Source organism: Limnohabitans sp. TS-CS-82, from assembly GCF_002943475.1.
Genome location: NZ_PTQX01000006.1, coordinates 23,063 through 48,415, shown reverse-complemented (window position 1 = coordinate 48,415; position 25,353 = coordinate 23,063). Strand labels below are relative to the sequence as shown.

General features: G+C 55.7%; 32 protein-coding genes. 11 read left to right on the top strand and 21 right to left on the bottom strand.

Annotation, left to right across the window (positions count from 1 at the left end; translation table 11 throughout):
* Window position 1 precedes the first annotated feature (1 nt).
* Window positions 2–742 (top strand): amino acid ABC transporter ATP-binding protein, encoded by a 741-nt coding sequence (locus C5F52_RS13180; protein WP_304598607.1) that lies wholly within the window; start codon window positions 2–4, stop codon window positions 740–742.
* A 3-nt stretch (window positions 743–745) separates the two neighbouring features.
* Here the strand turns inward: C5F52_RS13180 and C5F52_RS13175 are convergent, their stop codons facing one another.
* Window positions 746–1,756: a sulfate ABC transporter substrate-binding protein gene (locus tag C5F52_RS13175; protein ID WP_104798824.1), complete on the bottom strand. Its 1,011-nt coding sequence runs from the start codon at window positions 1,754–1,756 to the stop codon at window positions 746–748.
* A gap of 142 nt (window positions 1,757–1,898) precedes the next feature.
* A complete protein-coding gene (locus C5F52_RS13170) occupies window positions 1,899–2,771 on the bottom strand; it encodes an MBL fold metallo-hydrolase (RefSeq protein WP_104798823.1) in 873 nt (290 codons plus the stop codon).
* Window positions 2,772–2,854: 83 nt separating this feature from the next.
* Between C5F52_RS13170 and C5F52_RS13165 the strand changes: the two genes are divergently transcribed.
* The 3 genes from C5F52_RS13165 to C5F52_RS13155 all read left to right on the top strand — a co-directional run bounded on the left by C5F52_RS13165 (window position 2,855) and on the right by C5F52_RS13155 (window position 4,145).
* Entirely contained in the window at window positions 2,855–3,292 is a 438-nt protein-coding gene (locus C5F52_RS13165; protein ID WP_104798822.1) for a YeeE/YedE family protein, read from the top strand.
* Window positions 3,293–3,302: 10 nt separating this feature from the next.
* Window positions 3,303–3,731 carry a YeeE/YedE family protein gene (locus C5F52_RS13160; RefSeq protein WP_104798821.1) on the top strand — a complete coding sequence of 143 codons (429 nt, stop codon included), beginning with the start codon at window positions 3,303–3,305 and terminating at the stop codon, window positions 3,729–3,731.
* Window positions 3,732–3,809: 78 nt separating this feature from the next.
* Entirely contained in the window at window positions 3,810–4,145 is a 336-nt protein-coding gene (locus tag C5F52_RS13155) for a TIGR01244 family sulfur transferase (protein WP_104798820.1), read from the top strand.
* Between the two features lie 27 nt (window positions 4,146–4,172).
* On the opposite strand, the gene soxB is transcribed toward C5F52_RS13155, so the two are convergent.
* The 11 genes from soxB to C5F52_RS13100 form a co-directional block, all read right to left on the bottom strand.
* Window positions 4,173–5,906, bottom strand: coding sequence for a thiosulfohydrolase SoxB (soxB, locus tag C5F52_RS13150; protein WP_104798819.1), 1,734 nt, complete (start codon window positions 5,904–5,906; stop codon window positions 4,173–4,175).
* A gap of 71 nt (window positions 5,907–5,977) precedes the next feature.
* Entirely contained in the window at window positions 5,978–6,631 is a 654-nt protein-coding gene (gene soxX / locus C5F52_RS13145; RefSeq protein ID WP_104798818.1) for a sulfur oxidation c-type cytochrome SoxX, read from the bottom strand.
* Between the two features lie 12 nt (window positions 6,632–6,643).
* Window positions 6,644–7,438 carry a sulfur oxidation c-type cytochrome SoxA gene (gene soxA, locus C5F52_RS13140; protein ID WP_104798817.1) on the bottom strand — a complete coding sequence of 265 codons (795 nt, stop codon included), beginning with the start codon at window positions 7,436–7,438 and terminating at the stop codon, window positions 6,644–6,646.
* Between the two features lie 26 nt (window positions 7,439–7,464).
* Complete coding sequence (soxZ, locus tag C5F52_RS13135; protein WP_199220168.1) at window positions 7,465–7,776, bottom strand: thiosulfate oxidation carrier complex protein SoxZ; 312 nt, start codon at window positions 7,774–7,776, stop codon at window positions 7,465–7,467.
* Between the two features lie 24 nt (window positions 7,777–7,800).
* Complete coding sequence (gene soxY / locus C5F52_RS13130) at window positions 7,801–8,256, bottom strand: thiosulfate oxidation carrier protein SoxY (protein ID WP_104798815.1); 456 nt, start codon at window positions 8,254–8,256, stop codon at window positions 7,801–7,803.
* Between the two features lie 26 nt (window positions 8,257–8,282).
* A complete protein-coding gene (locus C5F52_RS13125) occupies window positions 8,283–9,356 on the bottom strand; it encodes a c-type cytochrome (protein ID WP_104798814.1) in 1,074 nt (357 codons plus the stop codon).
* The gene (gene soxC / locus C5F52_RS13120; protein WP_369952043.1) at window positions 9,340–10,710 is read right to left on the bottom strand and encodes a sulfite dehydrogenase; all 1,371 of its coding nucleotides are present in this window, start codon (window positions 10,708–10,710) and stop codon (window positions 9,340–9,342) included. The genes C5F52_RS13125 and soxC overlap by 17 nt, the downstream gene beginning before the upstream one ends.
* 97 nt (window positions 10,711–10,807) lie before the next feature.
* The gene (locus tag C5F52_RS13115; RefSeq protein WP_104798813.1) at window positions 10,808–11,122 is read right to left on the bottom strand and encodes a hypothetical protein; all 315 of its coding nucleotides are present in this window, start codon (window positions 11,120–11,122) and stop codon (window positions 10,808–10,810) included.
* A gap of 14 nt (window positions 11,123–11,136) precedes the next feature.
* On the bottom strand, window positions 11,137–11,841 hold the full coding sequence (locus tag C5F52_RS13110) for a Crp/Fnr family transcriptional regulator (RefSeq protein WP_104798812.1): 705 nt from the start codon (window positions 11,839–11,841) through the stop codon (window positions 11,137–11,139).
* On the bottom strand, window positions 11,838–12,326 hold the full coding sequence (locus tag C5F52_RS13105; RefSeq protein ID WP_236657865.1) for a thioredoxin fold domain-containing protein: 489 nt from the start codon (window positions 12,324–12,326) through the stop codon (window positions 11,838–11,840). Before C5F52_RS13105 ends, C5F52_RS13110 begins: the two co-directional genes overlap by 4 nt.
* A complete protein-coding gene (locus C5F52_RS13100; RefSeq protein ID WP_236657864.1) occupies window positions 12,323–13,222 on the bottom strand; it encodes an MBL fold metallo-hydrolase in 900 nt (299 codons plus the stop codon). The genes C5F52_RS13105 and C5F52_RS13100 overlap by 4 nt, the downstream gene beginning before the upstream one ends.
* Before the next feature lie 452 nt (window positions 13,223–13,674).
* On the opposite strand from C5F52_RS13100, the gene C5F52_RS13095 reads away from it, so the two are divergent.
* From C5F52_RS13095 to C5F52_RS13085, 3 genes are read left to right on the top strand one after another with little or no spacing between them, the layout of a single operon-like run.
* Entirely contained in the window at window positions 13,675–13,956 is a 282-nt protein-coding gene (locus C5F52_RS13095) for a c-type cytochrome (RefSeq protein WP_236657863.1), read from the top strand.
* A 13-nt stretch (window positions 13,957–13,969) separates the two neighbouring features.
* A complete protein-coding gene (locus C5F52_RS13090) occupies window positions 13,970–15,256 on the top strand; it encodes an NAD(P)/FAD-dependent oxidoreductase (protein WP_104798810.1) in 1,287 nt (428 codons plus the stop codon).
* A gap of 10 nt (window positions 15,257–15,266) precedes the next feature.
* On the top strand, window positions 15,267–15,698 hold the full coding sequence (locus C5F52_RS13085) for a DsrE family protein (protein ID WP_369952042.1): 432 nt from the start codon (window positions 15,267–15,269) through the stop codon (window positions 15,696–15,698).
* On the opposite strand, the gene C5F52_RS13080 is transcribed toward C5F52_RS13085, so the two are convergent.
* The 7 genes from C5F52_RS13080 to C5F52_RS13050 form a co-directional block, all read right to left on the bottom strand.
* Entirely contained in the window at window positions 15,699–15,986 is a 288-nt protein-coding gene (locus C5F52_RS13080; RefSeq protein WP_104799058.1) for a metalloregulator ArsR/SmtB family transcription factor, read from the bottom strand.
* Window positions 15,987–16,144: 158 nt separating this feature from the next.
* Entirely contained in the window at window positions 16,145–16,876 is a 732-nt protein-coding gene (locus tag C5F52_RS13075; protein WP_201747014.1) for a 1-acyl-sn-glycerol-3-phosphate acyltransferase, read from the bottom strand.
* Between the two features lie 13 nt (window positions 16,877–16,889).
* Window positions 16,890–18,215 carry a dihydroorotase gene (locus C5F52_RS13070; RefSeq protein WP_104798809.1) on the bottom strand — a complete coding sequence of 442 codons (1,326 nt, stop codon included), beginning with the start codon at window positions 18,213–18,215 and terminating at the stop codon, window positions 16,890–16,892.
* Window positions 18,212–19,174: an aspartate carbamoyltransferase catalytic subunit gene (locus tag C5F52_RS13065; protein WP_104798808.1), complete on the bottom strand. Its 963-nt coding sequence runs from the start codon at window positions 19,172–19,174 to the stop codon at window positions 18,212–18,214. The genes C5F52_RS13070 and C5F52_RS13065 overlap by 4 nt, the downstream gene beginning before the upstream one ends.
* Window position 19,175: 1 nt before the next feature.
* A complete protein-coding gene (gene pyrR, locus C5F52_RS13060) occupies window positions 19,176–19,673 on the bottom strand; it encodes a bifunctional pyr operon transcriptional regulator/uracil phosphoribosyltransferase PyrR (protein WP_104798807.1) in 498 nt (165 codons plus the stop codon).
* 37 nt (window positions 19,674–19,710) lie between these two features.
* Entirely contained in the window at window positions 19,711–20,169 is a 459-nt protein-coding gene (gene ruvX / locus C5F52_RS13055; RefSeq protein WP_104798806.1) for a Holliday junction resolvase RuvX, read from the bottom strand.
* A complete protein-coding gene (locus C5F52_RS13050; RefSeq protein ID WP_104798805.1) occupies window positions 20,166–20,804 on the bottom strand; it encodes a YqgE/AlgH family protein in 639 nt (212 codons plus the stop codon). Before C5F52_RS13050 ends, ruvX begins: the two co-directional genes overlap by 4 nt.
* Before the next feature lie 22 nt (window positions 20,805–20,826).
* Here C5F52_RS13050 and C5F52_RS13045 point away from each other — a divergent pair, with 22 nt between their 5' ends.
* A complete protein-coding gene (locus C5F52_RS13045; RefSeq protein WP_104798804.1) occupies window positions 20,827–22,314 on the top strand; it encodes a deoxyribodipyrimidine photo-lyase in 1,488 nt (495 codons plus the stop codon).
* A gap of 93 nt (window positions 22,315–22,407) precedes the next feature.
* Here C5F52_RS13045 and C5F52_RS13040 read toward each other — a convergent pair whose 3' ends face one another.
* Window positions 22,408–22,560 carry a rubredoxin gene (locus tag C5F52_RS13040; RefSeq protein WP_100132383.1) on the bottom strand — a complete coding sequence of 51 codons (153 nt, stop codon included), beginning with the start codon at window positions 22,558–22,560 and terminating at the stop codon, window positions 22,408–22,410.
* A gap of 65 nt (window positions 22,561–22,625) precedes the next feature.
* Here C5F52_RS13040 and C5F52_RS13035 point away from each other — a divergent pair, with 65 nt between their 5' ends.
* Genes C5F52_RS13035 through C5F52_RS13025 form a run of 3 tightly spaced genes read left to right on the top strand, consistent with a single transcriptional unit; the run spans window position 22,626 to window position 25,314 of the window.
* Window positions 22,626–23,558: a bifunctional hydroxymethylpyrimidine kinase/phosphomethylpyrimidine kinase gene (locus C5F52_RS13035; protein WP_104798803.1), complete on the top strand. Its 933-nt coding sequence runs from the start codon at window positions 22,626–22,628 to the stop codon at window positions 23,556–23,558.
* The gene (gene hemL, locus C5F52_RS13030; RefSeq protein ID WP_104799056.1) at window positions 23,555–24,859 is read left to right on the top strand and encodes a glutamate-1-semialdehyde 2,1-aminomutase; all 1,305 of its coding nucleotides are present in this window, start codon (window positions 23,555–23,557) and stop codon (window positions 24,857–24,859) included. Before C5F52_RS13035 ends, hemL begins: the two co-directional genes overlap by 4 nt.
* Complete coding sequence (locus C5F52_RS13025; protein WP_236657862.1) at window positions 24,856–25,314, top strand: hypothetical protein; 459 nt, start codon at window positions 24,856–24,858, stop codon at window positions 25,312–25,314. Before hemL ends, C5F52_RS13025 begins: the two co-directional genes overlap by 4 nt.
* Window positions 25,315–25,353 lie beyond the last annotated feature (39 nt).

The following is a 25,353-nucleotide window of genomic DNA, read 5'->3' as shown; positions in this document are numbered from 1 at the left end:
CGTGTCTGACCCTATCCTGAGTTTCGAGAACGTCAACAAATGGTTTGGCGATTTTCATGCGCTGCGTGACATCAACATGCGCGTGCAACGTGGTGAACGCATCGTCATTTGCGGCCCATCGGGCTCGGGCAAGTCCACCTTGATTCGCTGCATCAACCGCTTGGAAGAGCATCAAGAAGGCCAACTCACGGTAGCCGGCGTGACGCTGAGCGACAACCTGCAAGACATCGACCAAGTGCGTCGCCAAGTGGGCATGGTGTTTCAGCAATTCAATTTATTTCCGCACCTCACCGTACTGGAAAACCTCACGCTGTCACCCATTTTTGTTGCCAAACTGCCCGCCGCTGAAGCGAACCAACAGGCCATGCAGCAACTCGAACGCGTGCGCATTGCCGACCAAGCCCACAAGTACCCCTTGCAACTTTCAGGTGGTCAACAACAACGTGTGGCCATCGCACGGGCCTTGTGCTTGCGTCCACAAATCATGCTGTTTGACGAACCCACGTCGGCCCTTGACCCCGAGATGATTCAAGAGGTGTTAGACGTGATGACGGAGTTGGCCCAACAAGGCATCACCATGCTGTGCGTCACCCACGAAATGGGCTTCGCACGCGCAGTGGCCGACCGCGTGGTGTTCATGGATCAAGGACAAATTGTGGAAGAAGCCCCGCCCTCCGAATTCTTTGAGCGCCCACGCCATGCACGCACACAGTCGTTTTTAGCCAAGATCATTGGCCACTGAACATCACTTCTTCAAATAGATTTGGTCAAAGCTGCCGCCATCGGCAAAGTGGTCTTTGTCGGCCTTGGCCCAACCGCCAAAGGCTTGGTCGATGGTGAACAGGGGCAACTTGGGCAGCTGCTTGACGTACTTGGCTTGAGCTTTGGCAGAAATGGGACGGTAAAAGTTTTTGCCCGCGATGTCTTGACCTTCGTCGGTGTACAGGTAATTCAAATAGGCTTCGGCCACTTTTCGGGTGCCTTTGCGATCGACGTTTTTGTCCACGAGGGTGACTGGCGGCTCAGCCAAGATGCTGATCGATGGATAGACGATGTCGACCTTGCTGCCGAACTCTTTTTCTAACAAATGGGCTTCGTTCTCCCAAGAAATGAACACATCGCCTTGGTTGCGCTGCGCAAAAGTCACCGACGAACCACGCGCCCCCGTGTCGAGCACAGGCACGTTTTTGTAGAGCGCGGCCACAAAGTCTTTGGCTTTGGCGTCGCCCCCGTATTTGCGCTTGGCGAATTCCCAAGCGGCCAAATAATTCCAGCGTGCACCGCCCGATGTTTTGGGGTTGGGGGTGATGACGCTGATGCCTGGCTTGACCAAGTCGTCCCAGTCTTTGATGCCTTTGGGGTTGCCTTGGCGCACCACCAACACAATGGTGGAGGTGTAAGGCGCAGAGTTATGCGGCAAGCGTTTTTGCCAATCTTGAGGGATCAAACCGCCGTGTTTGTAGAGCGCATCCACATCACCGGCCAATGCCAACGTGACCACATCAGCGTCGATGCCGTCGATCACCGAACGGGCCTGTTTGCCTGAGCCACCATGCGATTGCTTGATGCTCACCTCTTGACCGGTCTGGGTTTTCCAATGTTTGGCAAAGGCGACGTTGAACTCGGCATACAACTCGCGGGTCGGGTCGTAAGACACATTCAGCAGTGTGACAGGCGCTTGCGCTGCTGAAAAACCGCTGACGGCAAGCAAGGCCGTTGCTGCAAATGCCTTGAGAAAGTGTTGACGTTGAATCATGTGTGTTCCCTTTGAATTCATCTGAAAAGTTTCGATGGATGAATTCTGAGAGCGTTGCGCTCAAAAGGGAACGACTGAGTTTTTGGTTGTTAATTACCAAATCATCTAAGGCTTATTCCGTCAGCGTTTGAGCCGTTAGCACTCACAACGCATTGACTGGAATTTTCAGGTACGACACGCCGTTGTCTTCCTTTGGAGGCATCTCGCCCGCACGGATGTTAATTTGCACGGACGGCAAGATCAACACGGGCATGGCCAAGGTGGCATCGCGCGTGGTGCGCATGCGGATGAACTCGGCTTCGTCAATGCCATCGTGCAGATGGATGTTGTGCGCACGCTGCTCAGCCACAGTGGTTTCGAATCGAATGGGGCGATCGTTGGGCGGATAGTCGTGGCACATAAAGAGACGGGTCTCAGGCGGCAAGCTCAACAACTTGCGCGTCGAGGCGTACAAAGTCTTGGCATCCCCGCCCGGGAAATCACAGCGTGCCGAGCCGACATCGGGCATGAACAAGGTGTCGCCTACAAACACCGCATCGCCAATTTGATAGGCCACGCAAGCAGGCGTATGGCCGGGAACAAACAAAGTGCGTGCCGTCAGGCTGCCAATCGCGAAGGCTTCGTTTTCTTTCAACAGGTGGTTGAACTGGGTGCCATCTTCTTTGAAGCTAGGCTCCAAGTTGAAGATGCCTTTGAAGACGTGCTGCACCGTGGTGATGTGGTCGCCAATCGCGGTTTGCCCCCCCAACTGCGCCTTCAAATAAGGCGCAGCGGTGAGGTGATCGGCATGCGCATGTGTTTCCAAAATCCATGACACCTGAAGATTTTTTTCACGCACAAACGCAATGACTTTGTCTGCCGATGCGGTGCTGGTGCGCCCTGATTTGGGATCGTAGTCAAGCACCGAGTCAATGATGGCGCAGGCACTGCCCTCTTTCTCATAGACCACATACGTGATGGTCCACGTTGCCGGATCAAAGATGCCGTGGACAACAGGGTTTGAAACAGACGACATGGCTAGCCTTTCAAATATAAGAAATAGCTGATATATTAACCCCGTTTCACAATGTCTGCATCCATCACCACGAAAGCTTCATCATGCAAATAGATTGGATTCATTTCACACCGTGGATGTCACTTGCGGGTGGCGTCTTGCTGGGCTTGGCTTCGGCCATGTTCATTTTGCTAAATGGCCGAATTTTGGGCATCAGCGGCATCTTGGGTGGGCTGATAGCGCCCAAAGTACGCGACGCAAGTTGGCGAATTGCGTTTGTATTGGGCTTGTTCGCCTCACCCTTGGTTGTGCGTCTGTGGTTGCCTGCGGACTGGTTCAGCGCACCCCGCATCGACGCGGGCTGGGCAACGGTGGTGATCGCCGGTTTGATGGTGGGCCTAGGCACGCGCTACGGTGCGGGTTGCACCAGCGGGCACGGCATTTGTGGTTTAAGCCGTTTGTCACCTCGCTCATTGGTGGCCACGCTGTCATTCATGGCGGCTGGATTTGCCACCGTGTTTGTGATTCGCCACATCATTTAAGGAGTCCCTCATGCATCGCATTTTTGAATTCATCGTTGGCCTTTTGTTTGGCGTCGGCTTGCTGCTCTCGGGCATGACAGATCCCGGCAAAGTACAGGGCTTTCTAGACCTTGCAGGCTTGTGGGACCCGTCTCTGGCCTTTGTGATGGGCGGCGGCGTGTTGGTTGGCCTGTTCGCTTTTACCTTTGCCAAAAAACGCACCACTACTTTTTTAGGTGGCGCCTTGCATTTGCCCACCGCCACACACATCGACAAACGTTTGGTGCTGGGCGGTTTGCTGTTTGGTGCAGGATGGGGACTGGCTGGTTTCTGTCCTGGTCCAGCCTTGGTGTCGATGGCGGCAGGGCAAGACAAAGCGCTGGTGTTTGTGCTGGCCATGCTGCTAGGCATGGGGCTCTATGAATGGGCAGAACGCAAGGCGCACACCCAGCGCAGTTAAAGGATGCGACGCAGTCTGTGCAAAACACGCTGCGTCCTTTTGTAAACTCAGCATCAGCACACACACACAAGGACTCAGATGAGCGTTCAAATCACCCAACACAATCCCAGCTTTGCAACCGCGCCACAAATTGAGCCCCAAGACATGGCGGCGATTGCAGCACATGGCTTCACCACCGTGATCAACAACCGCCCCGATGGTGAAGGTGGTCCAGCGCAGCCCACTTCAGCACAGATGGCAGCAGCCGCAGCCGCAGCGGGCTTGAGCTACCACTACCTGCCGGTGATCAGCGGTCAAATCACGCCTGAACAAACGCAACAATTCGCCGCCCTGATGAAAGCGGCAACGGGGCCTGTGTTGGCGTTTTGCCGCAGCGGCGCGCGCTCTACCAACATTTGGAGCATGGGGCGCTAAGCAACAGCAGCGCCCGTCTATTCCAACTTAGGCGGCAAAGCCTGGGTTGGGTAAAACGCCCTCCAGTTTGGGCGTATTCAATCTGCGTTGAGACACTTTGCCACCGCTGGCTTTGAGCCATTGCTCAACCACTTCCCAAACTGGTTTGAGGTTTTGGTGCTTGGCCTCTTCAGCCACAGGTGCCCAACCCGCCACCTTGTAGGTCTTGTTGGCGTCAATGAGTTTGCCTTTGAGGCGCATTTCACCAATGCGGTTGCCCATTTTTTCATTCGGGCGGCACACGTATTCAAGACCACCGACACGCACCATGTCACCGCCTTGTTGGTAGTACGGGTCGGGGTTGAACAAGTTGTCGCACACATCTTCGAGCACGGTCTTGATGGTCTCGCCGGTCATCTCGTTGACCGTGGCGTAAGAGTAAGTCGTGGCCGTCATGTCCATCAACCACTCGCGCGTGATGGCTTGTCCCGGCAAAAGGGAGGTGCCCCAACGAAAACCTGGCGAGAAGGCCATGTCAGCGCCTTGCACATCCATCAACGCATCGAGTAGCAACTGATCGCCCGTGCCATTGAAGTTGCCACGGCGGTACAACGTGCCCTCGGTGATAGCCAAGGTCTCGTTCAACTTGGCTTCGTAAGGTGCGCGGATCTTATTGATGAGCGCATCCATCTCTTTGTCGGCTGGCAGCATGTTAGAGAAGATGGGCAGCAGCTTGTAACGGAAGTCCGTGATCTTCTTGTTCTTCACCTCGAAGTCGAGCACGCCTAAGAACTTGCCATTGGAGCCTGCGTTGGTGACGATGGTTTTACCGCCTTTGTTGCTCACCAAAGTGGCCACGGGCATGCCATCGTGGGTGTGGCCGCCTAGGATGGCGTCAATGCCACTGACGCGGCTGGCCATTTTCAAATCCACGTCCATGCCGTTGTGTGATAACACGACCACCACCTGCGCACCCTTGGCGCGGGCTTCGTCGACCATCTTTTGCATGTTTTCGTCTTGAATGCCAAACGCCCAGTCGGCCACCATGTAGCGTGGGTTGGCAATCGGTGTGTAGGGGAAGGCTTGGCCGATGATGGCGCAAGGCACGCCATTCATTTCACGGATGACATAGGGCTTGAACACTTGGTCGCCAAAATCTTGGGTCTTGATGTTTTGCGCTACAAAGTCGACCTTGCCAGCAAAGTCTTTGTTCACAATTTCTTGCACGCGCTCCATGCCGTAGGTGAATTCCCAGTGGCCGGTCATCACGTCAACGCCAAGCAATTTACAAGCGTCGACCATGTCTTGGCCGTTGGTCCACAACGAAGTGGCTGAACCTTGCCATGTGTCACCGCCGTCAAGCAACAACGCGCCGGGGCGGCTGGCTTTGAGACGCTTGACCAAAGTGGCCAAGTGCGCGAATCCACCTACTTTGCCATAGCGCTTGGCGGCCACTTCAAAGTTCAAATAGCTCATGCCATAGGCTTCGGCGCTACCAGGGCGCACGCCTGCGGTTTTGAGCAAATGCTCGCCCACCAAATGGGGCAACTGGCCTTTCATGCTGCCAATGCCAAGGTTGACACTGGGCTCGCGGAAATAAATGGGTTTTAACTGCGCGTGGCAGTCGGTCATGTGCAGGAATGAAACTTGACCAAACTTAGGAATGTCGTACAGACCCCGAGCGGCCACGCCTGCATCAGCCTGCGCAAAGGCATTCATGTTGAGACCAGCCATTGAGCCAGCACCCATGACTTGCATGAATTCACGTTTGGTTAAGTTCATATCAGCACCTACTTATTTAAATTGCGTAAAAAAGCCGCAGATGAAAAGCTCATGCTGCGGCCATTTAGAGATTACTTGTTGACAGGCGACGCAGGGTCGAGCAACAAAGCCATCACGTTTTTGATTTGCGTTTCGGTCAAGATGCCCTTGTGCGCAAAGCGCGGCATGTTGGAACACGCGTTGTAAGCACGCGCATTTAGCAGCTTGCCCCACGTGTATTCCACGATCGGCTTAGCAACTGCACTGTTGGGATCAGTCACGCCACGGATCTTGCCGTAGTTGTACAAACTTGGGCCCAAGGTGCCGTAAGACAACTCAGTCTTGCTGATTTGGTGGCAGTTGTAGCAATTGCCGCCGTTGACCGAATCGGTCTTATCAGTCCAAGTTTTACCGGCACCGCTTTGTGCCACTTTTTCGCCTTCTTTGAAGTCACCCAAGTATTTGCCATCGGCTGGCGCCTTGATGGTTTTCATGTTGCGAGCTTCGATTTCGGCAGTCACTTTGGCATCCAATGCGACACCGGTGCGATCAGACTCAGCACACAAACGGTTGTCTTCGTCAGGGTTCAAGCGGTCGAGTTTGGCTTGGCCTTGATCGCGGAATGAGCGACCCAAGACGTCTTGTGTCAATTTATCGAGGTCGGCGCTCGAGGGCATGGGCGTGGTGCATGCGGTCAGCAAGGCCACAGCGGCTGCGCCCAAAGCAATTTGATATGTGCGGTTCATTTTTCGTTGTCCTTATCGTTTGATCGCGGGCGCGATGGCTTCGCCACCTTTGCCGTTCACACCCATGTACACGCCCAAGGCGATAGTGGCGTCGCTGCCAAACAAGGGGTAAGGGAAACGTTGTTGACGGTAACAGTCGTTCAAGCGCAACTGAGCGCCCCACATTTGACCGTTGGACACGCGGTAAGCGGGCCAAGCACCGAAACCAGCGCCTGCACCTGGGTTCTTGGTCAGGTTCGGCAAGTCTTGCAAGCGGATGCGTTTGTCGTCTTGGCTGTGGCATGTGGCACAGGCAAAGTCGTGTGAGCCGCCGCGCATGAAGAACAGGCGTTGGCCCACTTCATACATCTTGCGTTCTTCCACGTGGCTTTGTGAGAGGTTGAACTTCATGCCTTTGGATTCTGCAGAAATCCATGTGGCCAGGGCCGTCACATTGTTTTGCTCATCTTTGCCAAATGCTGTTTTGGCAATGTCTGCCGCATTGAAGCCTTGCAACTCTTGCATGCAAGTCAGCAAGCGTGATTCGAGATCTTGCACACGACCTGTATCTGAAAAATAACGGGGCAACTCGACCCAAGCGCCTTTGACAACGCCTGCGCCTTTACCCAGATCGCATTTTTCGAGGGATGCATTTTTAGGGCCGCGTTTTTTCTTCCAAAGGTCTTCACCTTTGACTTCAAACAACTCGGCAGGGTTGCCGTCTTGCAACATGGCGCGGTATTCCGCGATGCTGTCGGTCGACGACTTTTGGGCGAACGCAGCGGCCGACAAGCCGATGAGCCCTAAAGCGATTACTAGATTCTTCATTCGTGTCTCCACTGCGTTCTTGTTGATTACGAAACGGTTGCTTCGTCAGAGCGTGTGTCGCCCTTGTTGTCTTTCCAAGTAATGCCCACTTTGTCGCCGGCTTTGGCACCTTTGATGGTGAATTGCAAGAAAGGGTTCTTAGACACAGCTGGGCCCCACTCAGCGGTCATCACGACTTTGCCGTTCAGAGTCGCGGTTACGTCTTGGATGTGCCAAGCGGGAATGATTTTGCCGGTGCCGTCTTTGCGTTGACCGGATTCCATTTCGTGGCTCATCAAGACACGGATGGTTGCTTTGTCGCCAGCTGCTTGGGCGCGGATGCGCATTGGATCTGCCATGGTATTTCTCCTGAAATTTCTAAATTAGCCGCCGCAGCCGCCGAGTGTCACTTTGACTTCCTTCTTGGCGAAGAAAGCTTTGCCGTCGTTGGTGATCGCGATGGCGTACACGTCCGACGATTGGCCCATCTTGGCGCGTGTAGAGAAGTTGGCTTCCACTTCAGGCGACACGTTAAACATAGCGATCAAAGCAGATGGGTTTTTCTCAACCAACAACAAGACGCGCTTGACGTTGCCCAAGCTGGTGCTCACACCCAATGGCACCACAGCGCCGTTTTCGGCGATGTCTGGACCCGTGATGGTGACGTCTTTGCTTTCCACGGGGGCTGCGCCACCCATGGCTTTGACGGCTTCGGCCACGCTTTTGGCATCGAAGGCTGCTTTGTCAAACGCTTGCGCGTATTGAGGGAACAGGCCAGTAGAGGCCAAGAGGCCTGCCACAGCGGCGCTGTGCTTGAGGGTCTCGCGACGATTTTGCATGTAGTGCTCCTAAAAATACTTGGATGTTATTTTGCCGCACCGGCAGCGAGCCAGTTGGCAATCAGTTTGATGTCTGCCTCGGGTGCAGATTGTGCGGGCATGGGGATAGGACCCCACACGCCTGCGCCGCCTGCCTTGATTTTGCCTGCCAAATACTCAGCCTTGCCTGGGTACTTTTTGGCTATGTCGGTAAAGCTGGGGCCCACCACTTTGGTGTTCTGTGCATGACAGGCCGTGCAATTGTGTTTGCCCAACAAAGCCAACGCGGGATCAGCCACTTTGACTACGGACTTAGGCGCAGCAGGGGCCGCGGCTGAGGAACCCGTAGCGACTGATTTATTTTCAGGCACCGCTGTATTCGCACCGTGTTGTTGCCCCACCAAACGGTTTTGGTCAGCCAAGTTGCCGTGCGCATTGCGTGCGTAGTCGGGCAACATCGACGCCACTTTGGCTTCCGGAATGCAGTCTTTCATGCACGCCACGTTGGCGGTATCGGGTTTGGCAGTGCCGTTGAACTCTTTGCCCGCCCACATCGCATGTCGGGTGGTCATGCCGTTTCGGTTAGGCATGCGCTTTTGCACTTCAGCGATATTTTTGTCTGACAACACAAAGTTTTCAGGCACCACATCAGCCAAGCTCAACAGGTAAGCGGTGACGGCATACACCTCATCGGGCTTGAGTGACTTGGGCGCAGTCCATGGCATGGCACGGTTGATGTAGTCCCACAGCGTCGAAACCGTGGCCACTTTCATCAGGGTGGTGCGCCCTGGGAAATCGGCACGCTTCAAGTTGGCCACGTTGCCAGTTTTGATGTCGTCTTTGGTCGTGCCGCCCACCAATGGGCTAAAAACTTCGTTGGACTCACCAAACACGCCGTGACAATGGGCGCACTTGGCTTCCCACAAGTCTTGGCCTTGGGCGACCGAGCCTGACCCTGCAGGTAAACCTTTGAAGTCGGGGCGCACATCGATGTCCCACGCAGCCACTTCTTTGACAGTGGCAGGGCGGCCTACGCCGGGATAAGCCGTGCTTTGTGCACTGGCAAAACCAGCAGCAGCCAACAAAGCTGTGGTCAAGATGACTTTACGAAACTTGGACATTCTTGACCTCACCGTTTTCTTGCACCAACCAAGATTGGATGGCGTTGTTGTGATAAATCGAACGTGTGCCACGCGCAGCACGGAGGTGCTTGTATGTGGGTTGCACGAAACCCGTGTCGTCAGTGGCACGGCTTTGGATGATGGCGGGTTTGCCGTCCCACACCCAGTCGATGTTGAAACGTGTCAGCGCTTTGCTCAGCACCGGTGTTTCCAAACGGGCTTGGCGCCAGTTGCGACCACCGTCCACAGACACGTCGACTTTTTGAATCTTGCCGCGGCCCGACCAAGCCAAGCCAGTGATGTTGTAGAAGCCTTTGTCCAGCAACACTTGGCCGCCTGAAGGCGTGGTGACAACGCTCTTGCATTCTTGGATGTTGGTGTACTGGCGGTGTTGGCCATCGGGCATCAAGTCCATGTAATGGACGGCTTCGTCTTTGGCTGCGTAGGGCATGTCGCCCACTTCAATGCGACGCAGGTACTTGACCCAGCTCACACCTTGAATACCAGGCACGATCAGGCGCAAGGGGTAGCCGTTTTCAGGGCGCAACATTTCGCCATTTTGGCCGTAGGCCACTAACACTTCGCCTGACAAGATCAGGCTCATAGGAATGGTGCGGGTCATGGATGAACCGTCGCCACCTTCGGCCAAGATGAATTTAGCGTTCTTGAAATCAGCGCCAGCGATTTCGAGCAAGGTGATAAGCGGCACGCCAGTGAACTCACTGCATGACACCATGCCGTGCGTGTATTGCACCGTGGGCACCGCCACGTTGCCCCACTCGACAGCCGTGTTGGCACCACACTCGATGAAGTGGAAACGTGAGACAGAAGGTAAGCGCATGATTTCATCCATGGTGAACACTTTGGGTGTTTTCACCATGCCGTTGATCATGAAGCGGTGCTTGGATGGGTCGATGTCCCACCAACCTTGGTGGTGACGCTCAAAATGCAAACCGCTTGGTGTGACGATGCCAAACAACGACTGCAACGGTGCAAATGACACCGAGGCTTGGGTGGTTTGTGTCAAGCCTGGACTTTGACGGCGCTGCACGTTGGACTCAAACTTGGAAGGCACGCCGTAGCCGTTGTTGGCGGCCACGCCTTGGCCAAGGCCTGTGGCGTGCTCGGGCAGGTTCAAGATGTTGGCGTCCCCACCCTCAGTCGGCACAGGGTTGCCCTGCGCCAACGCCATAGGTGCAGCAGCCCCTGCGGCGGCAGCGGCAAATGCGCTGCGAATGAAGTTGCGTCGACCCGTCTTGCTCTCGGCAATGACGGTGCGAATGCCGTCACGGTCTAAAAAATTTTCGGGCGCTTTTTGAATGCGTCCCGATTGAATGCCATCTGGTGTTTTCACAGACAGTCCTTCCACATCAAGTTATATATCAATTGAAGCTAATATAAATCATCTCTGATACAAAGACCATCGGGTTTACGCCATAACCCAAATTAACTTAACGAAACTTGTAGTGGCGTTTGTTCAAGACAGCAGCTACTGCGGTGGTGTCTTCTGGAAAAAATCCGAGATTAAGTTCTGTATTGCAGTACTCCACCATGCCGCGCAAAGCACCTGCCGTGTTGATGCGACCTTTCGGTTTGTAAATCGCACTGCCATTGCCTCCGACGCGACGAATGTGGCATTCGTTGCATTGGTTTTCTGCAATCAGCTTCTCTCCTGTGTTGAGGTCGGCATCTTTGAACAATGCATGCTGCTGCGCATGGGCCACGGCCGACATCATCAACAAAATCAAGATCCAAAAAAATTTCATGACATATCTCTTCGTTATCTTTCTTGCAAAAGCTCGGGTTGCAATACTTTGTAATGTCGCCCATGTTTGTCCAAGGGTGCGATCACGCCGGAGCGAACCAAAGCGGTAACCTCACGACTGACAGTTTCCAGCTTGAGATCCATCATCGCACCCATGTCATCTCGACCAAACAAGGTGGCGGTGCCATCTTCGGACACCTCATGCATTTTGTAAATGAAATGGCACACACGCTGACGTGCACTGCCAAAGTTCAACTCAGCCAACCAATCGTCAGCCTGCTTCAGCGCACTTTGCCACTTCTCCATGAGCTTGCGATGTAAGCGTGGGCTATTAGCCCCGAGTTGGTGAATGACATCCAGCGGAATGCGGCATAAGGACACTTCACTCAAAGCCACAGCTTGACTGTCGTAGCGGCCTGTGGCCAAGGCTTCCAGACCCACCACATCGCCTGCAAACAGCACACGCACCACACGCTCTCGACCATCCGCCGTGACGCGCACCAACTTAACCAGCCCCTTGCGTAACGTAAAAACGCCCAGCGCTTTGTCTGATTCGTCGTACAAGGGCTGGCCAGACTGGTACACCAAGTCGTCAATCGGTGCGTGGATGAGGTTGAAGTCTTCTTCATTTAAATCGGCGAACAACACCATTTCGCGAATGCCGCAGTTGCGGCAGTCGGATGTGCCACGCCACGCGGATTCAGTCTTGATCGGAATCATGCGCCTGCTACCACACGACGGGCCACTGCAAGCTGCTCATCCAAATAAGCGCCGTAAAAATCCGGCAGATATGCGCCTTTCAAACGAGTTGCCACTTCACGTCCCTCAAAGCCAAAAAACAAAACGGTGGGGGCCAACTTGATGCCCTGCTTGCGCACCCACGCATCGTGCGTGAGGGTTGTGCCATCAAAATCCGCCAAAGCACGGTTATCGCGCATGTCGATTTGCACCACCTGCAAACCTGAGGCTCGCAAGGGCTGCAAATAGTTCTCGCGCACCACTTTGCAAAAAGCACAGCCATGCAGACTAACCATCACCACCAAGGGTTGCTTGATACGCAGTGCTTGGCCAAGCGAAGCAGCCAACGAGTCAGTCATGGGCAAAGTCACAGGCGCGGCTAGGGTCGTCAGAGAACCTGTGCCCGCAGCGAACAAGGCGATGCTTTGCAAAACTTTGCGCCGAGACAGACGTGTGGCATGCGTCACTTGGCTTCATGCTCCATGAGCAAATAGGTGTTGTAGGCGTTCATACGGTTAGCAGATTTAAAAAGTGGCATTTTGTCAAATTTTGACCAATCCGTTGCGTCGTAGGCACTTTCAAACGGTTCCATGTCCCTGGCAGCTCGACCCATGACTTCACGTAAATAGATCAAGTAATCGCGCGTCAAAGTCATATCCCCCTTGGGGTCGTTGGAAATAGGGCCATGACCTGGTACTACCCATCGGGTATCAAATTGGAGCAAGTTTTCCATAGCACCAATCCAGTGGCGGCTGTCTGCTTGCCCCACAAATGGAATGCGATTGCGAAACACCAAGTCGCCTGCAAACAATACCTTCTGTTTTGGCAAGTAGACCACCAAGTCTTCAGCAGTATGGGATGGACCAACCGGTTGAATGTCAAAGCGCACACCGCCCACAACGAGCATTTTGGATGTGCTCAACCATTCATCGGCAGGTACCAAGCGGGTTTTCTCGTCTACCCACGGCCAAAGTTCTTGACGTGAAATGTCCAAGCGTAAACGCGCCGTGTCGGAGGTGAGGTACTCACGCGCAGCCCCATGAGCCACGATGCGTGCCCCCACATCTTTGAACACTTGCAAGCCGTAAATGTGATCAGCGTGGTAATGCGTCAGCACCACCGTGTGGATGGGCTTGTTTGTCACCTTGGCGATTTCAGCCAATAAGCGACGCGCCAGTTCGGGTGAACCCAAAGCATCAATCACCACCACGCCTGCAGGCGTGACTACAAAGCCCGCATTGGAGATGAAATTTTGGTTAGCCGACGACCCCATTTCGGAAGCGCCTTGGACGTAGTACACGTTGGGCACAACTTGCTTGGCCTGCATCAGAGGTTGGGGTGAAGCCACTTGCGATCGTGGCATTTCAGCATACGAAGAAGTGACCAAACCAACGCAACACAGCCACAAACCCATGCTTAAAAACCCAATAAACGGTGCTTTCAACATCACTTCTCCCAAAGAGGCAAGCGGTATTGGACTTGATGTGTACCAAGTTATACGTATGCCAGAGCACGTAGCATAAACCAAATATAAGCAAGGACTAAATCATATAAAACAGACTGTACGCCACCCGCTTAAATACGCTCCCTATAAGCTCGCCGACGTTGATGCAGGGGCAGCACGTAAAACGAATTCAAATTCTCAAGTTATATTTTTCAGCCGGTTAAGAGCACCAGCACTGGGTAAACCCCGTGCAGGCGTTATGTCATTCTGGATATATTACCGATCACTGATTAATTTCTCTTTTCAACGAGGTCACGATGAAAAACACACATTCCCAATTGCTGCGTTTACTCGCTGCGACAGTCTTTTACGTGAGTTTGAGCGTTAACGCATACGCCGAAGACAAAGTCATGCAACTCAACAACCGAGTAACCGCAGCCATGTGTGCCAATTGCCACGGCACTGAAGGACGCACCGTCGAGGGATCGGCTATTCCAGCTCTGGCAGGCATGCCCAAGGACTATCACGTGCAACAAATGCAAGCCTTTAAAAATGGCACACGCCCTGCGACGGTGATGCATCAAATCACCAAGGGCTTGACCGATGCCCAAATGGACACCATTGCTAGCTACTACGCTTCCATTAAGCGTTAATTAAGGATTCATCATGAAACGTCGCAGCTTTGTTCAAGCCTCTATGGCTCTTGGTTCTTTGGGTGCATTTAGCAGCATGGTTGGTTGCGCATCCGTAGGTCGTGTACCCGAAAAAGCCCGTGTGGTGGTGATTGGCGGCGGCTACGGCGGCGCCACAACCGCGAAATACATCCGCATGCTCTCGAACTACCAAATCGATGTGGTGCTGATTGAGCCTGACGCCGCCTTTGTGTCTTGCCCCATCTCCAACTTGGTGATTGGCGGCAGCAAAACCATGGCCGACATCACCACGCCCTATGACAAACTCTCGGGCAAGCATGGCGTGCAAATGGTGCGCGACTATGTCATCAGCGTCGATGCTGAGAAGAAAACTGTCACCTTGGCCAGCGGCCCCAGCATTCGTTACGACAAGCTCGTCATGTCGCCCGGCATTGACTTGATGTTCAACACCATCGAGGGCTTGAAAGAGGCCAATACCTCTGGCCAAATTTTGCAGGCGTGGAAAGCCGGTCCCGAAACCTTGGCGCTGCGCAAACAACTCGAAGCCATGCCAGATGGCGGCGTGTTTGCCATCACGATCCCCGAAGCCCCCTACCGCTGCCCGCCCGGCCCTTACGAGCGAGCGAGCCAAGTGGCGCATTACTTCAAGCAGCACAAACCCAAGTCGAAGGTGCTGATCTTGGATGCCAACCAAGACGTGACCTCCAAAGGTCCCTTGTTCAAAAAGTTTTGGGCCGACAACTACAAAGGCATCTTGGAGTACGTGCCGCAACACAAAGTGGTGGCGGTCGATGCCAAAACCAACACCCTGAAATTTGAAATTCAAAACGATGTGCAAGCCCAAGTGCTCAATGTGTTGCCCGCTATGCGTGCAGGCAGCATTGCGGTGCAATCCAAGCTGGCTAACGTGAATGCACGCTGGTGCGGCGTGAATTTTCAAACCTTCGAGTCCACACAAGCCAAAGACATTCACGTGATTGGCGACTCCATCATGATCGCGCCGCTCATGCCCAAGTCAGGTCACATGGCCAACTCACACGGCAAAGTGACGGCGGCAGCCATCGTGGCCCAACTCTCCGACATGGCCATCAACCCGGCCCCCTTCTTGACCAACACCTGCTACAGCTTTGTGAACGACAAACTGGTGGTGCATGTGGCCTCGGTGCATCAGTACGACGCCAAAGACAAAACCTACAAAACCGTGGCTGGCTCAGGTGGCGTGTCACCGGCCCCTAGTGAACTAGAAGGCGTTTACGCCATGAATTGGGCGCAAAATATTTGGGCAGATTCACTGCTTTAAAGAGACACACATGACCTACCTGAAATCATTCAAAAACTTCGGTCTGGCTTTGATGCTGACCCTAGCCTGCGTTTGGGCACATGCCCAAGACATCAAAGTGGTCTATCACGTCAACACGGGCGTAGAAACCGCAGCAGGCATTTTGGGCAATGTGCGCAACCACCTGAGTGCAGACCCCAGCGCCAAGATCGTGGTGGTGACGCACGGTTTGGGCATCGACTTTTTACTGGATGGTGCCAAAGACAGCAAAGGCCGTGAATTCAGTGGCGTGGTCAGCGACTTGAGTGGCAAAGGCGTGCAGTTCAGGGTGTGCAACAACACCTTGGTCTCACGCAACATCGATCCCAGCAAAGTCTCGATGGACGCCAAAATCGTACCGTCTGGCGTGGCCGAGGTGGCGCGTTTGCAAGCCAAAGAAGGCTACGTCTACCTCAAGCCCTGATCAATGGGCGATGTCGCTGTCGATGGCAATTTGCGTGCAAACAGCACGGCATAAAGTAACGACACGGTCATTGATGATGCGGTAGTAAATTTGCACACCTTCACGGCGACGACCCAAAATCTTCGCCTTGAACAAGGTGTTCAGATGCTGCGACATATTGGGCTGGGTGGTGTCAATTTCCGCCAACAACTGCCCCACATTTTTCTCTTCGTTGCACAAGCAATTGATGATTTTCAAGCGCATGGGCGCAGACATGACGCGAAACGTTTCTGCCGCCAAAGAAAACATGAGGTCTAAATTTTCCTGTTGCTCTATCGCTTGCGCTTTGGCACTCGGCACTTTTTGAGCAACGGTCTTCACCGTTTTGACGGCGGCTTTTTGAGCAGCCGATCGTGCCGACGCTTTGGTTTTGATAGTGGTAGTGCTGGCCATGATGAAAGAGCTTATCAGTTGCGTAAATCTGCCACTGTCGCTTGCAGGTCTTGCGCCCACACACGGCGGTTGCGGCCATTGGCCATTTGAATGTCACCGTAGCGCACTTGCGCCAACAGCGGTGGCGCACACAACGTGCGCCACAACGAACTCACGAGCGTGTCGTGGTCGTGATAGCAAGGCGCAAAACTGTGTTCACCTGTACTCGCTTCTAAAAATTGCAAGGCAATAGGCTGCACTGGCACGTCGGCCGAAATGGCCGCCTGCAACAAATTGGCATGAAAAGGCAGCAAACTCACGCCATCGCCCGTGCCCCCTTCGGGGAACACAGCCAGCACTTGGCCTTGACGCAGCGCATCGGCCATTTGGTGCACCACACGCATGGCATCGCGGTTGGACGAACGCTCGATGTAGAGCGATCCGCCACCTGTGGTGAGCACGCCCACCAACGGCCATGCACGAATTTCTGACTTCGCGACAAAACGGCAATGGCAAGCCGCATGCATCACCAAAATATCAAGCCATGAAATGTGATTCGCCGCCATCAGCACAGGGCCTTGTGCTGGATGACCTTTGACACGCACCTCAATCCCGATGATGGCCAACATGCCACGCGCCCACACTTCGACCGCTCGGGCTTGCTGCTCATCACTGAGCTTGCCAAAGGTTCGTCGAACGGACACATAACCACGCACGATCCACGCTAAGACGCGCACAAATTTCCAAACGGCTTGAAGGACGTGCATCAGCAGGCGCTCGTCACGCTTGGAACGCCAAGCGTCCGGCGACCAAGGTGGTTTTGACACGCCCAGGCAAAGCCATGCCCGTCATGTCAAACGCAAACGGCGTGTGCTTGCCTTGGCTGCGCAACGCTTCAGGCATCACCTGCCATTGCACTTCGGGATCGAACACGACCAAGTCGGCGACACCACCCACGTGCAACTGCCCTGCGTCACTGGCTTTCGCCGCCGCTTTGCCAGCGCCTGCACGCAGCACGCGCGCGGGCTGTGCGGTCAACACATCCAAAGCACGCATCACGCCTGCGCCGCTGTCTTGCGCCCACTTCAGGGACAAGCTGAGCAAGAGCTCCAAGCCTGTGCCGCCGGGTTCTGCTTCGGCAAAAGGCAAGGCCTTGGCATCGGCATCCACGGGGGTGTGGTCAGACACCAAGGCGTCCAAGGTGCCATCGGCCAAAGCAGCGCGCAAAGCATCGCGGTCGCGTTGTTGGCGCAAAGGTGGTGTCAAGCGTGCGCGGCTGTCGAAATAACCCATGTCGTGGTCGCTCAGATGCAGCGAGTTGATGCTGACATCCGCCGTCACGGCCAAACCCTCTTGCTTGGCGGCACGCACCAATTCCACCCCTTCGGCGCTGGAGATACGGCACAAATGCACGCGCGCTTTGGTACTGCGCATCAGCGCAAAAATGGTGTGCAGGGCAATGGTTTCGGCTGCTACGGGCACGCCACTCAAACCCAAACGCGTGGCCAAGGGGCCGCTGGCTGCCACACCCTTGCCCAAATGCAACTCTTGCGGACGCAGCCACACGGTGTAGCCATAGGTTGCTGCGTATTGCAAGGCACGTTGCAGCACTTGGGTGTTTTCCAAAGGCACTTCAGCTTGGCTAAAGCCAATGCAACCGGCCTCGGTCAACTCCGCCATTTCGGTCAACACTTCGCCTTTGAGGCCACGCGTCAACGCCCCCAAAGGAAACACGTGCGCACGGTGCAAGCGCTCGGCACGGAACTTGAGCATCTCCACCAAACCGGGCTCATCCAGCACGGGGTCGGTATCAGGGGGGCACACCAAGCTCGTCACGCCACCGGCCACCGCAGCCGTCAACTCTGAGTCCAACATGCCTTCATGCTCATGCCCAGGCTCACGCAGGCGCACTTGCAAGTCGACCAAACCCGGGGCGACGATGCAACCCGTGGCATCCACAGTTTGCTTAGGGCGAAACCCAGCAGGCATGGCCTCACCGGGTTTGACGATGGCCAACACATGACCGTCCGCGACGACCACATCGGCGATTTGGTCGAACCCAGAGGACGGGTCCATCACGCGACCGTTTTGAATCAGGATGTTCATGCTTCATTCCCCGCCACGATAGACATCACGGCCATACGCACAGCAATACCAAAAGTGACCTGCGACAAGATCACACTTTGCGGTCCATCGACCACCGCAGACTCAATTTCAACGCCACGGTTGATCGGCCCAGGGTGCATGACGATGGCATCGGGTTTGGCCAACTGCAACTTCTCTTGCGTCAAGCCAAACGACTTGAAATACTCTTGGCTCGACGGCAGCAACGCACCACTCATGCGCTCGTTTTGCAAGCGCAGCATGATGACCACATCGCAGCCCTTGATGCCTTCTTCCAAGTTGTTGAACACGCGCACGCCCATGGCCGACAAGTCGCTGGGCACCAAAGTTTTGGGGCCCACCACGCGCACTTCAGCACAACCCAACGTGGTCAGCGCATGGATGTCCGAGCGCGCCACACGCGAGTGCAAAACGTCGCCCACGATGGCCACGGTGAGGTTGGTGAAATCTTTTTTGTAGTGCCGGATGGTGTACATGTCCAGCAACCCCTGCGTGGGGTGTGCGTGACGGCCGTCACCGGCGTTGACCACATGCACATGCGGCGCCACGTGTTCGGCAATGAGGTAAGGCGCGCCCGACTCGCTGTGGCGCACCACAAAAATATCGGCAGCCATGGCGCTCAGGTTGGCGATGGTATCGAGCAACGACTCGCCCTTGGCGGCGGATGAACGCGCAATATCTAAGTTGAACACGTCCGCCGACAAACGCTTGGCCGCGATCTCGAATGTGGTGCGGGTGCGGGTGCTGTTTTCAAAAAAGAGGTTGAACACGCTCTTGCCACGCAGCAGCGGCACTTTTTTGACTTCACGGTCATTGACCGACACGAAGTTGGCCGCGGTGTCGAGGATGTGCGTCAAGATGTTGCGCGACAAACCTTCGGTGGACAGCAGGTGAATCAGTTCACCGTTTTTATTGAGTTGTGGGTTGCGTTTGTAGAGCATGTCAGCCCTTCACAGAAAAATTAAATTGACCGCTCTCGGCCTTGGCCAAAGCGAGCGATTGGCTGGCGGGCAAGGCCACACGGGCGGCCGCAAAATCGGCTTGGATGGGCAACTCGCGCCCACCACGGTCCACCAACACGGCCAACTGCACGCTGGCGGGACGGCCATAGTCAAAGATCTCGTTCAACACGGCGCGAATGGTGCGGCCGGTGTAGAGCACGTCATCGAGCACGATCAAGTGCGCACCGTTCACCTCAAACGGCAACTTGGTGGCGCCGCCATCTGCCAAGCCGCGCTTGGCGAAATCATCACGGTGCATGGCCGACGAGATGCTGCCCGCCTCGCCTGCCAGCGCCAAGTCTTTTTGCAAGCGCGCAGCCAACCAAGCACCACCCGAGGTGATGCCGACCAAACGGGTCTCTGGCGTGAGCATGCTGCGCACACCTTTGAGCAGCTCTAAATACAAGCTCTCAGCGTCGAGTAACAGATTGCCGCTCATGCCCAAACTCCGTCAATGAAATGGTCCACATGGGTACTCATAAGTTTTCCCTGAAAAATTGGTTGAGGATGATGCAAGCCGATGCCGCATCGGCATCTTTGGCACCTTGCGCATGGGCCTCGGTGGTGCTGTAACGCTCGTCCACTTCAAACACCGGCAAGTTAAAACGTCCGTTCAACTGGCGTGCAAATTTCTTGGCTTTGGCCGTGTTCTCGTGCGCAGCACCGTCCGGGTGATAGGGCACGCCCACCACCAAAGCATCGGGTTGCCACTCGGCAATGCGTTTGGTGATCAACACCCAACGTGCATCGCCTTCGGCATTGACTGTGGCTTGCGGTTGTGCATCGCGCAACATGCGACTGCCATAGGCCACACCGGTGCGTTTGACCCCAAAGTCGAACGCTAAAAATGATTGAAAGTGGGCAGGCACCGCAGGCTTCAGTGCCGACACCAGCGGTGCCGCGGCTTGGGCGTTCACGTCTCGCGCTTCGCTCATGCGTGCCCCACTTGGCTGGACAGCATCCACGACTGCAGGCCCAACAAAGCCATGGCACGCTCGTAGCGTTGCGCCACCGGCGTCTCAAAAATCACAGCGGTATCCGCAGGCACGGTCAACCAACTGTTCTCGGCCAACTCCGACTCCAACTGACCTTCACCCCACGACGAATACCCCAGCGACACCAACACACGGCGCGGGCCATTGCCCGCCGACAAGGCCTCCAGCACATCCTTGGAGGTCGTCATCTCTAAGCCACCCGGAATGCGCATGGTGGAGGCATAAATGGAATCAGGTTTGGAGATCGCGCTCAGTGCGGCCTCTTCTTCGGTGAGCTCAGGGTCGGGATTGGCCAGCATGGCATCGTGCAACACAAAGCCGCGCTCGGTGTGCACAGGGCCGCCTTGCAGCACCGGTGCGTCGATCAAATCAAGACGGTTCAAATCTAAGTCGACTTTTTCAAACAAACCGCGCATCGACAAATCGCTGACTTTGTTGATCACCAAGCCCAAAGCACCGCGCTCGCTGTGCTCGCAGACATAGACCACGCTTTTGGAAAAAGTCTCGTCCTCCAACCCGGGCATTGCAATCAAAAAGTGATGCGTCAAGTTGATGGAGGCAGAATCAGCGGTCATAGTGCAATTTTAAAGGGTGAACATGCCAAACACTTCGCGCCACACAGCGCATGTGGCCAGTGGACTGATGTGGTTTCGACGCGATCTGCGTGCATTTGACAACGCAGCGCTCTACCACGCGCTAAAAAGCTGCACCCACGTGCACTGCGTCTTCGTGTTGGACCGCGCCATTTTGGACAAATTGCCCCGCCAAGACCGCCGGGTGGAGTTCATCCGCGAGTCCTTGGTCACGCTGGACACCGAATTGCATGCGATGGCGGGCCAAGCAGGCGCGGGACTGATCGTGCGCCACGCCGTTGCCGCCGACGAAGTGCCCCGTTTGGCCAAAGAACTGGGCGTGCAAGAGGTGTTTGCCAACCACGATGACGAGCCCGACGCCTTGGCACGTGACGCCCAAGTGCGCGGCGCCTTGGCCAACGCAGGCATTGGTTTTCAGACCTACAAAGACCACGTCATTTTCGAGCGCAGCGAAGTGCTCACCCAAATGGGCAAGCCTTATGGCGTGTTCACGCCCTACAAAAACGCGTGGCTGCAAAAAATCAACCCGTTTTACCTGCGCAGCTACCCCGTGGGCAAATACATCAAAGCCTTGGCAGCACGCCCCAAGGCCTACCAAACCAGCGTTCCCACGCTGGCCGATCTGGGCTTTGAAACAACCAACCTGAGCACCTTGCATGTGCCCACCGGCAGCCCCGGCGGCTTGGCTTTGTTTGAAGATTTCTTTGACCGCATGGACCGTTACGACGAAACACGTAACTTCCCCGCCATCAAGGGCCCGAGCTATTTGGGGGTGCATTTGCGCTTTGGCACGGTGTCCATCCGCCAGCTCGCGTCCACTGCGTATCAGCGCATGTTGACAGGCTCAGCAGGCGCCGAAGTGTGGCTGTCGGAACTGATTTGGCGCGATTTTTATCATCAAATCTTGCACCACCACCCGCGTGTGGTGAATGCGGCCTTCAAACCCGAATACGACGCCATCAAATGGGCGCACAACAAACACGCCAAAGAACAATTTGCCGCATGGTGCGAAGGCCGCACAGGCTACCCACTGGTGGATGCAGCGATGGCGCAAATCAACCAAACGGGCTACATGCACAACCGCCTGCGCATGGTTGTGGCCAGCTTTTTGGTGAAAGACCTCGGCATTGATTGGCGTTGGGGTGAGCAGTACTTTGCCCAACATCTGAACGACTTTGACCTCGCCGCCAACAACGGCGGCTGGCAATGGGCCAGCTCCAGCGGCTGCGATGCGCAACCGTACTTTCGCATCTTCAACCCCACCAGCCAGAGCGAGAAGTTCGACCCCGAGGGCAAATTCATCCGCCGCTACGTGCCAGCGCTGGCCAAGTTGCCCAATGCGGCCATCCACGCGCCTTGGCTGGCCAAACCCATGGAACTCGACGCAGCGGGACTGGTGCTAGGGCGCGACTACCCCAAGCCCATCGTCGATCACGCACAAGCCCGCACGGAAACGCTGGAGCGTTATGCGGTTGTGAAAAAAGTGAAATAAACGGCCCAGCAGAACACTTGGCCTCGCGCCCTTGGGCGCGTTTGCAGGGCCCTTGGGCGCTTTTACAAAGCCCTTGGGCGCTGGCGCGTGGCTTTAAATTTGCACCATTTCGAAATCTTCTTTGCGTGCAGCGCACTCAGGGCAGGTCCAATTCATGGGCACATCGGCCCAAGCTGTACCGGGGGCGATGCCGTGTTCAGGGTCGCCCGCTTCTTCGTCGTAAATCCATCCACAAATTAGACACATCCAAGTATTCGCCACAGCATTTCTTTCGTCAGCACATAGAATGAAAAGCATTGTATAGACCGGCTATGGCGCAAGAAATTACCCCCTCCTCCACTGACATCACGCTCTCCGACGAAACGGTGGGCGCACCGCCTTGCGTGCTGGTGTTCAACGCCAACGACCCCAGTGGCGCAGGCGGCATCAGCGGCGATACGTTGGCCTGCGCATCCGTAGGCGCGCATGCCTTGACGGTGGTCACCGGCACCTATCTGCGCGACACCGCTGAGATTTTTGACCACGTCGCGTTTGACGACGAAGCCGTGGCCGAGCAAGCCCGCAGCGTGCTGGAAGACATGAACGTGCGCGTGATCAAAGTTGGCTTTTGTGGCGATCCCGAAAACCTGAGCGTCATTGCCGAAATCAGCACCGACTACGCCAATGTGCCCGTGGTGGCCTACATGCCCAATTTATCGTGGTGGGAAGACGAAAAAATCGACGCTTATTTGGATGCGTTTCGCGAACTCATCTTGCCGCAAACAACCCTGCTCATTGGCAACCACAACACCTTGTGGCGCTGGTTGCTGCCCGAGTGGAGCCAAGAGCGCAGCCCCGGCCCACGCGACATTGCCCGTGCCGCCGCCGAAATGGGCGTGCCTTATGTGTTGGTCACCGGCATCAGCCAGCCCGACCAACACCTTGAAAACGCCTTGGCCACTGCGCACACCGTGATGCTGAGTGAACGCTTTGAACGCTTCGATGCCATCTTCGCCGGCGCTGGTGACACCTTGAGCGCGGCCTTGGTCGCCATGCTCGCAGCGGGCTCAGACCTCGAAGAGGCCACCCATGAAGCTTTGGAGTTTTTGGACCAAAGCCTCAACAGCGGCTTCAGACCCGGCATGGGCCACGTCTTACCCGATCGCTTGTTTTGGGCAGAGCTGGAAGACGACGCCACCGACGGCGACGAACGCCTGCCCACCGCCGAAGATTTCTCGCTCCCCCGACACGAAACCAAACACTGAACCCCATGACCGATTTGAACCAAGCCCTGTTTGACCGCGCCGCCCAAGTGATTCCAGGCGGCGTGAACTCGCCCGTGCGCGCCTTTCGCGCCGTGGGCGGCACGCCCCGCTTTGTGCAACGCGCACAAGGCGCTTACTTTTGGGATGCCAATGGCCAAAAGTACATCGACTACATCGGCTCTTGGGGCCCCATGATCTTGGGCCATGGCAACCCCGTGGTTTTAGAAACGGTGCAAAAAGCGGCCTTGGATGGTTTTTCGTTTGGCGCCCCGACCGAGCGCGAAATCGAATTGGCCGAAGAAATATTGAAGCATGTGCCCTCCATGGAAATGGTCCGTTTGGTCAGCTCGGGCACCGAAGCGGGCATGAGCGCCCTGCGCTTGGCACGCGGCGCGACAGGGCGCAACAAGTTCATCAAATTTGAAGGTTGCTACCACGGCCACTGCGACGCCTTGCTGGTCAAAGCAGGCTCAGGGCTCGCCACCTTTGGCAACCCCACCAGCGCGGGTGTGCCGCCTGAGGTGGTGCGGGACACCTTGGTGCTCGAGTACAACAACATCGCCCAACTGGAAGAGGCCTTCGCTTTGCACGGAAAAGAGTTGGCCTGCGTGATGATCGAACCCATCGCTGGCAACATGAACTTTGTGCGTGCATCTGTGCCCTTCATGAAGCGCTGCCGCGAGCTGTGCACCGAACACGGCGCACTCTTTGTGTTTGACGAAGTCATGACGGGTTTCCGCGTGGCACTGGGCTCGGCACAAAGCGTTTATGCCCAACTGATTCCCGGCTTCAAACCCGACGTGACCGTGCTGGGCAAAGTCATTGGTGGCGGCATGCCACTGGCGGCGTTTGGTGGCCCTCGCGCCATCATGTCGCAACTGGCCCCCACGGGCCCCGTTTACCAAGCAGGCACCTTGAGCGGCAACCCCGTGGCCACTGCCTGCGGTTTGGCCACCTTGCGCGAAATCGCCAAGCCTGGTTTTTATGACGCTTTGGGCGCCCGCACCCAAAGCTTGGTCGACGGCTTAACGGCTGCTGCCAACAAAGCTGGCGTGCCCTTCAGCGCCGACTGCCAAGGCGGCATGTTTGGCTTCTTCTTGTTGCCCGAGCTGCCCCAAAACTACGCCAAAGTGATGACCAGCGACAGCCCTAAATTCAACCGCCTGTTCCACGGCTTGCTGGACCGCGGCGTTTACATCGCCCCCGCGCTGTACGAAGCTGGATTCGTGAGCGCCGCCCACACCGAAGCCGACATTGCCCAAACCGTGCAAGTGGCCGCCGAAGTGTTTGCGCAGCTATGAAAAAACGGGTTCTTGTCCTCGCAGCCGCCCTCGTTCTGCCCGCTGCCCACGCCGTTGATTTGGCCCGCACATGGTTCAACCCTGGCTTTTACTCCCACCATGTCGAGCGCGATAAAAACCTCAACAACGTCAACACGGGTTTGGGCATTGAGGTGCCGCTGAGCGATGTGTACTCGGTCACGGCAGGCGTATTTGAGAACAGCGACCGTGCAACGTCACACTACGTCGGCCTGTATGTCATGCCTTTTGACATCGGACCGTTCAAGGCGGGTGCCGTGGTCGGTGGCTTCAACGGCTACCCCAACGCCAACCACGGCGGCTGGTTTCCAGCCATCATTCCCGTGGTCGCGCTCGAAGGACGACAATTGGGGCTGAACGTGAGCTTCATCCCTACCGTGCAAGACAAACTACACGGTGCGATCAGCTTCCAACTCAAATACCGCTTTAAGCCTTAATTGCATTTTTAGACTTTCGTCCTGACACGGCGTATTTTC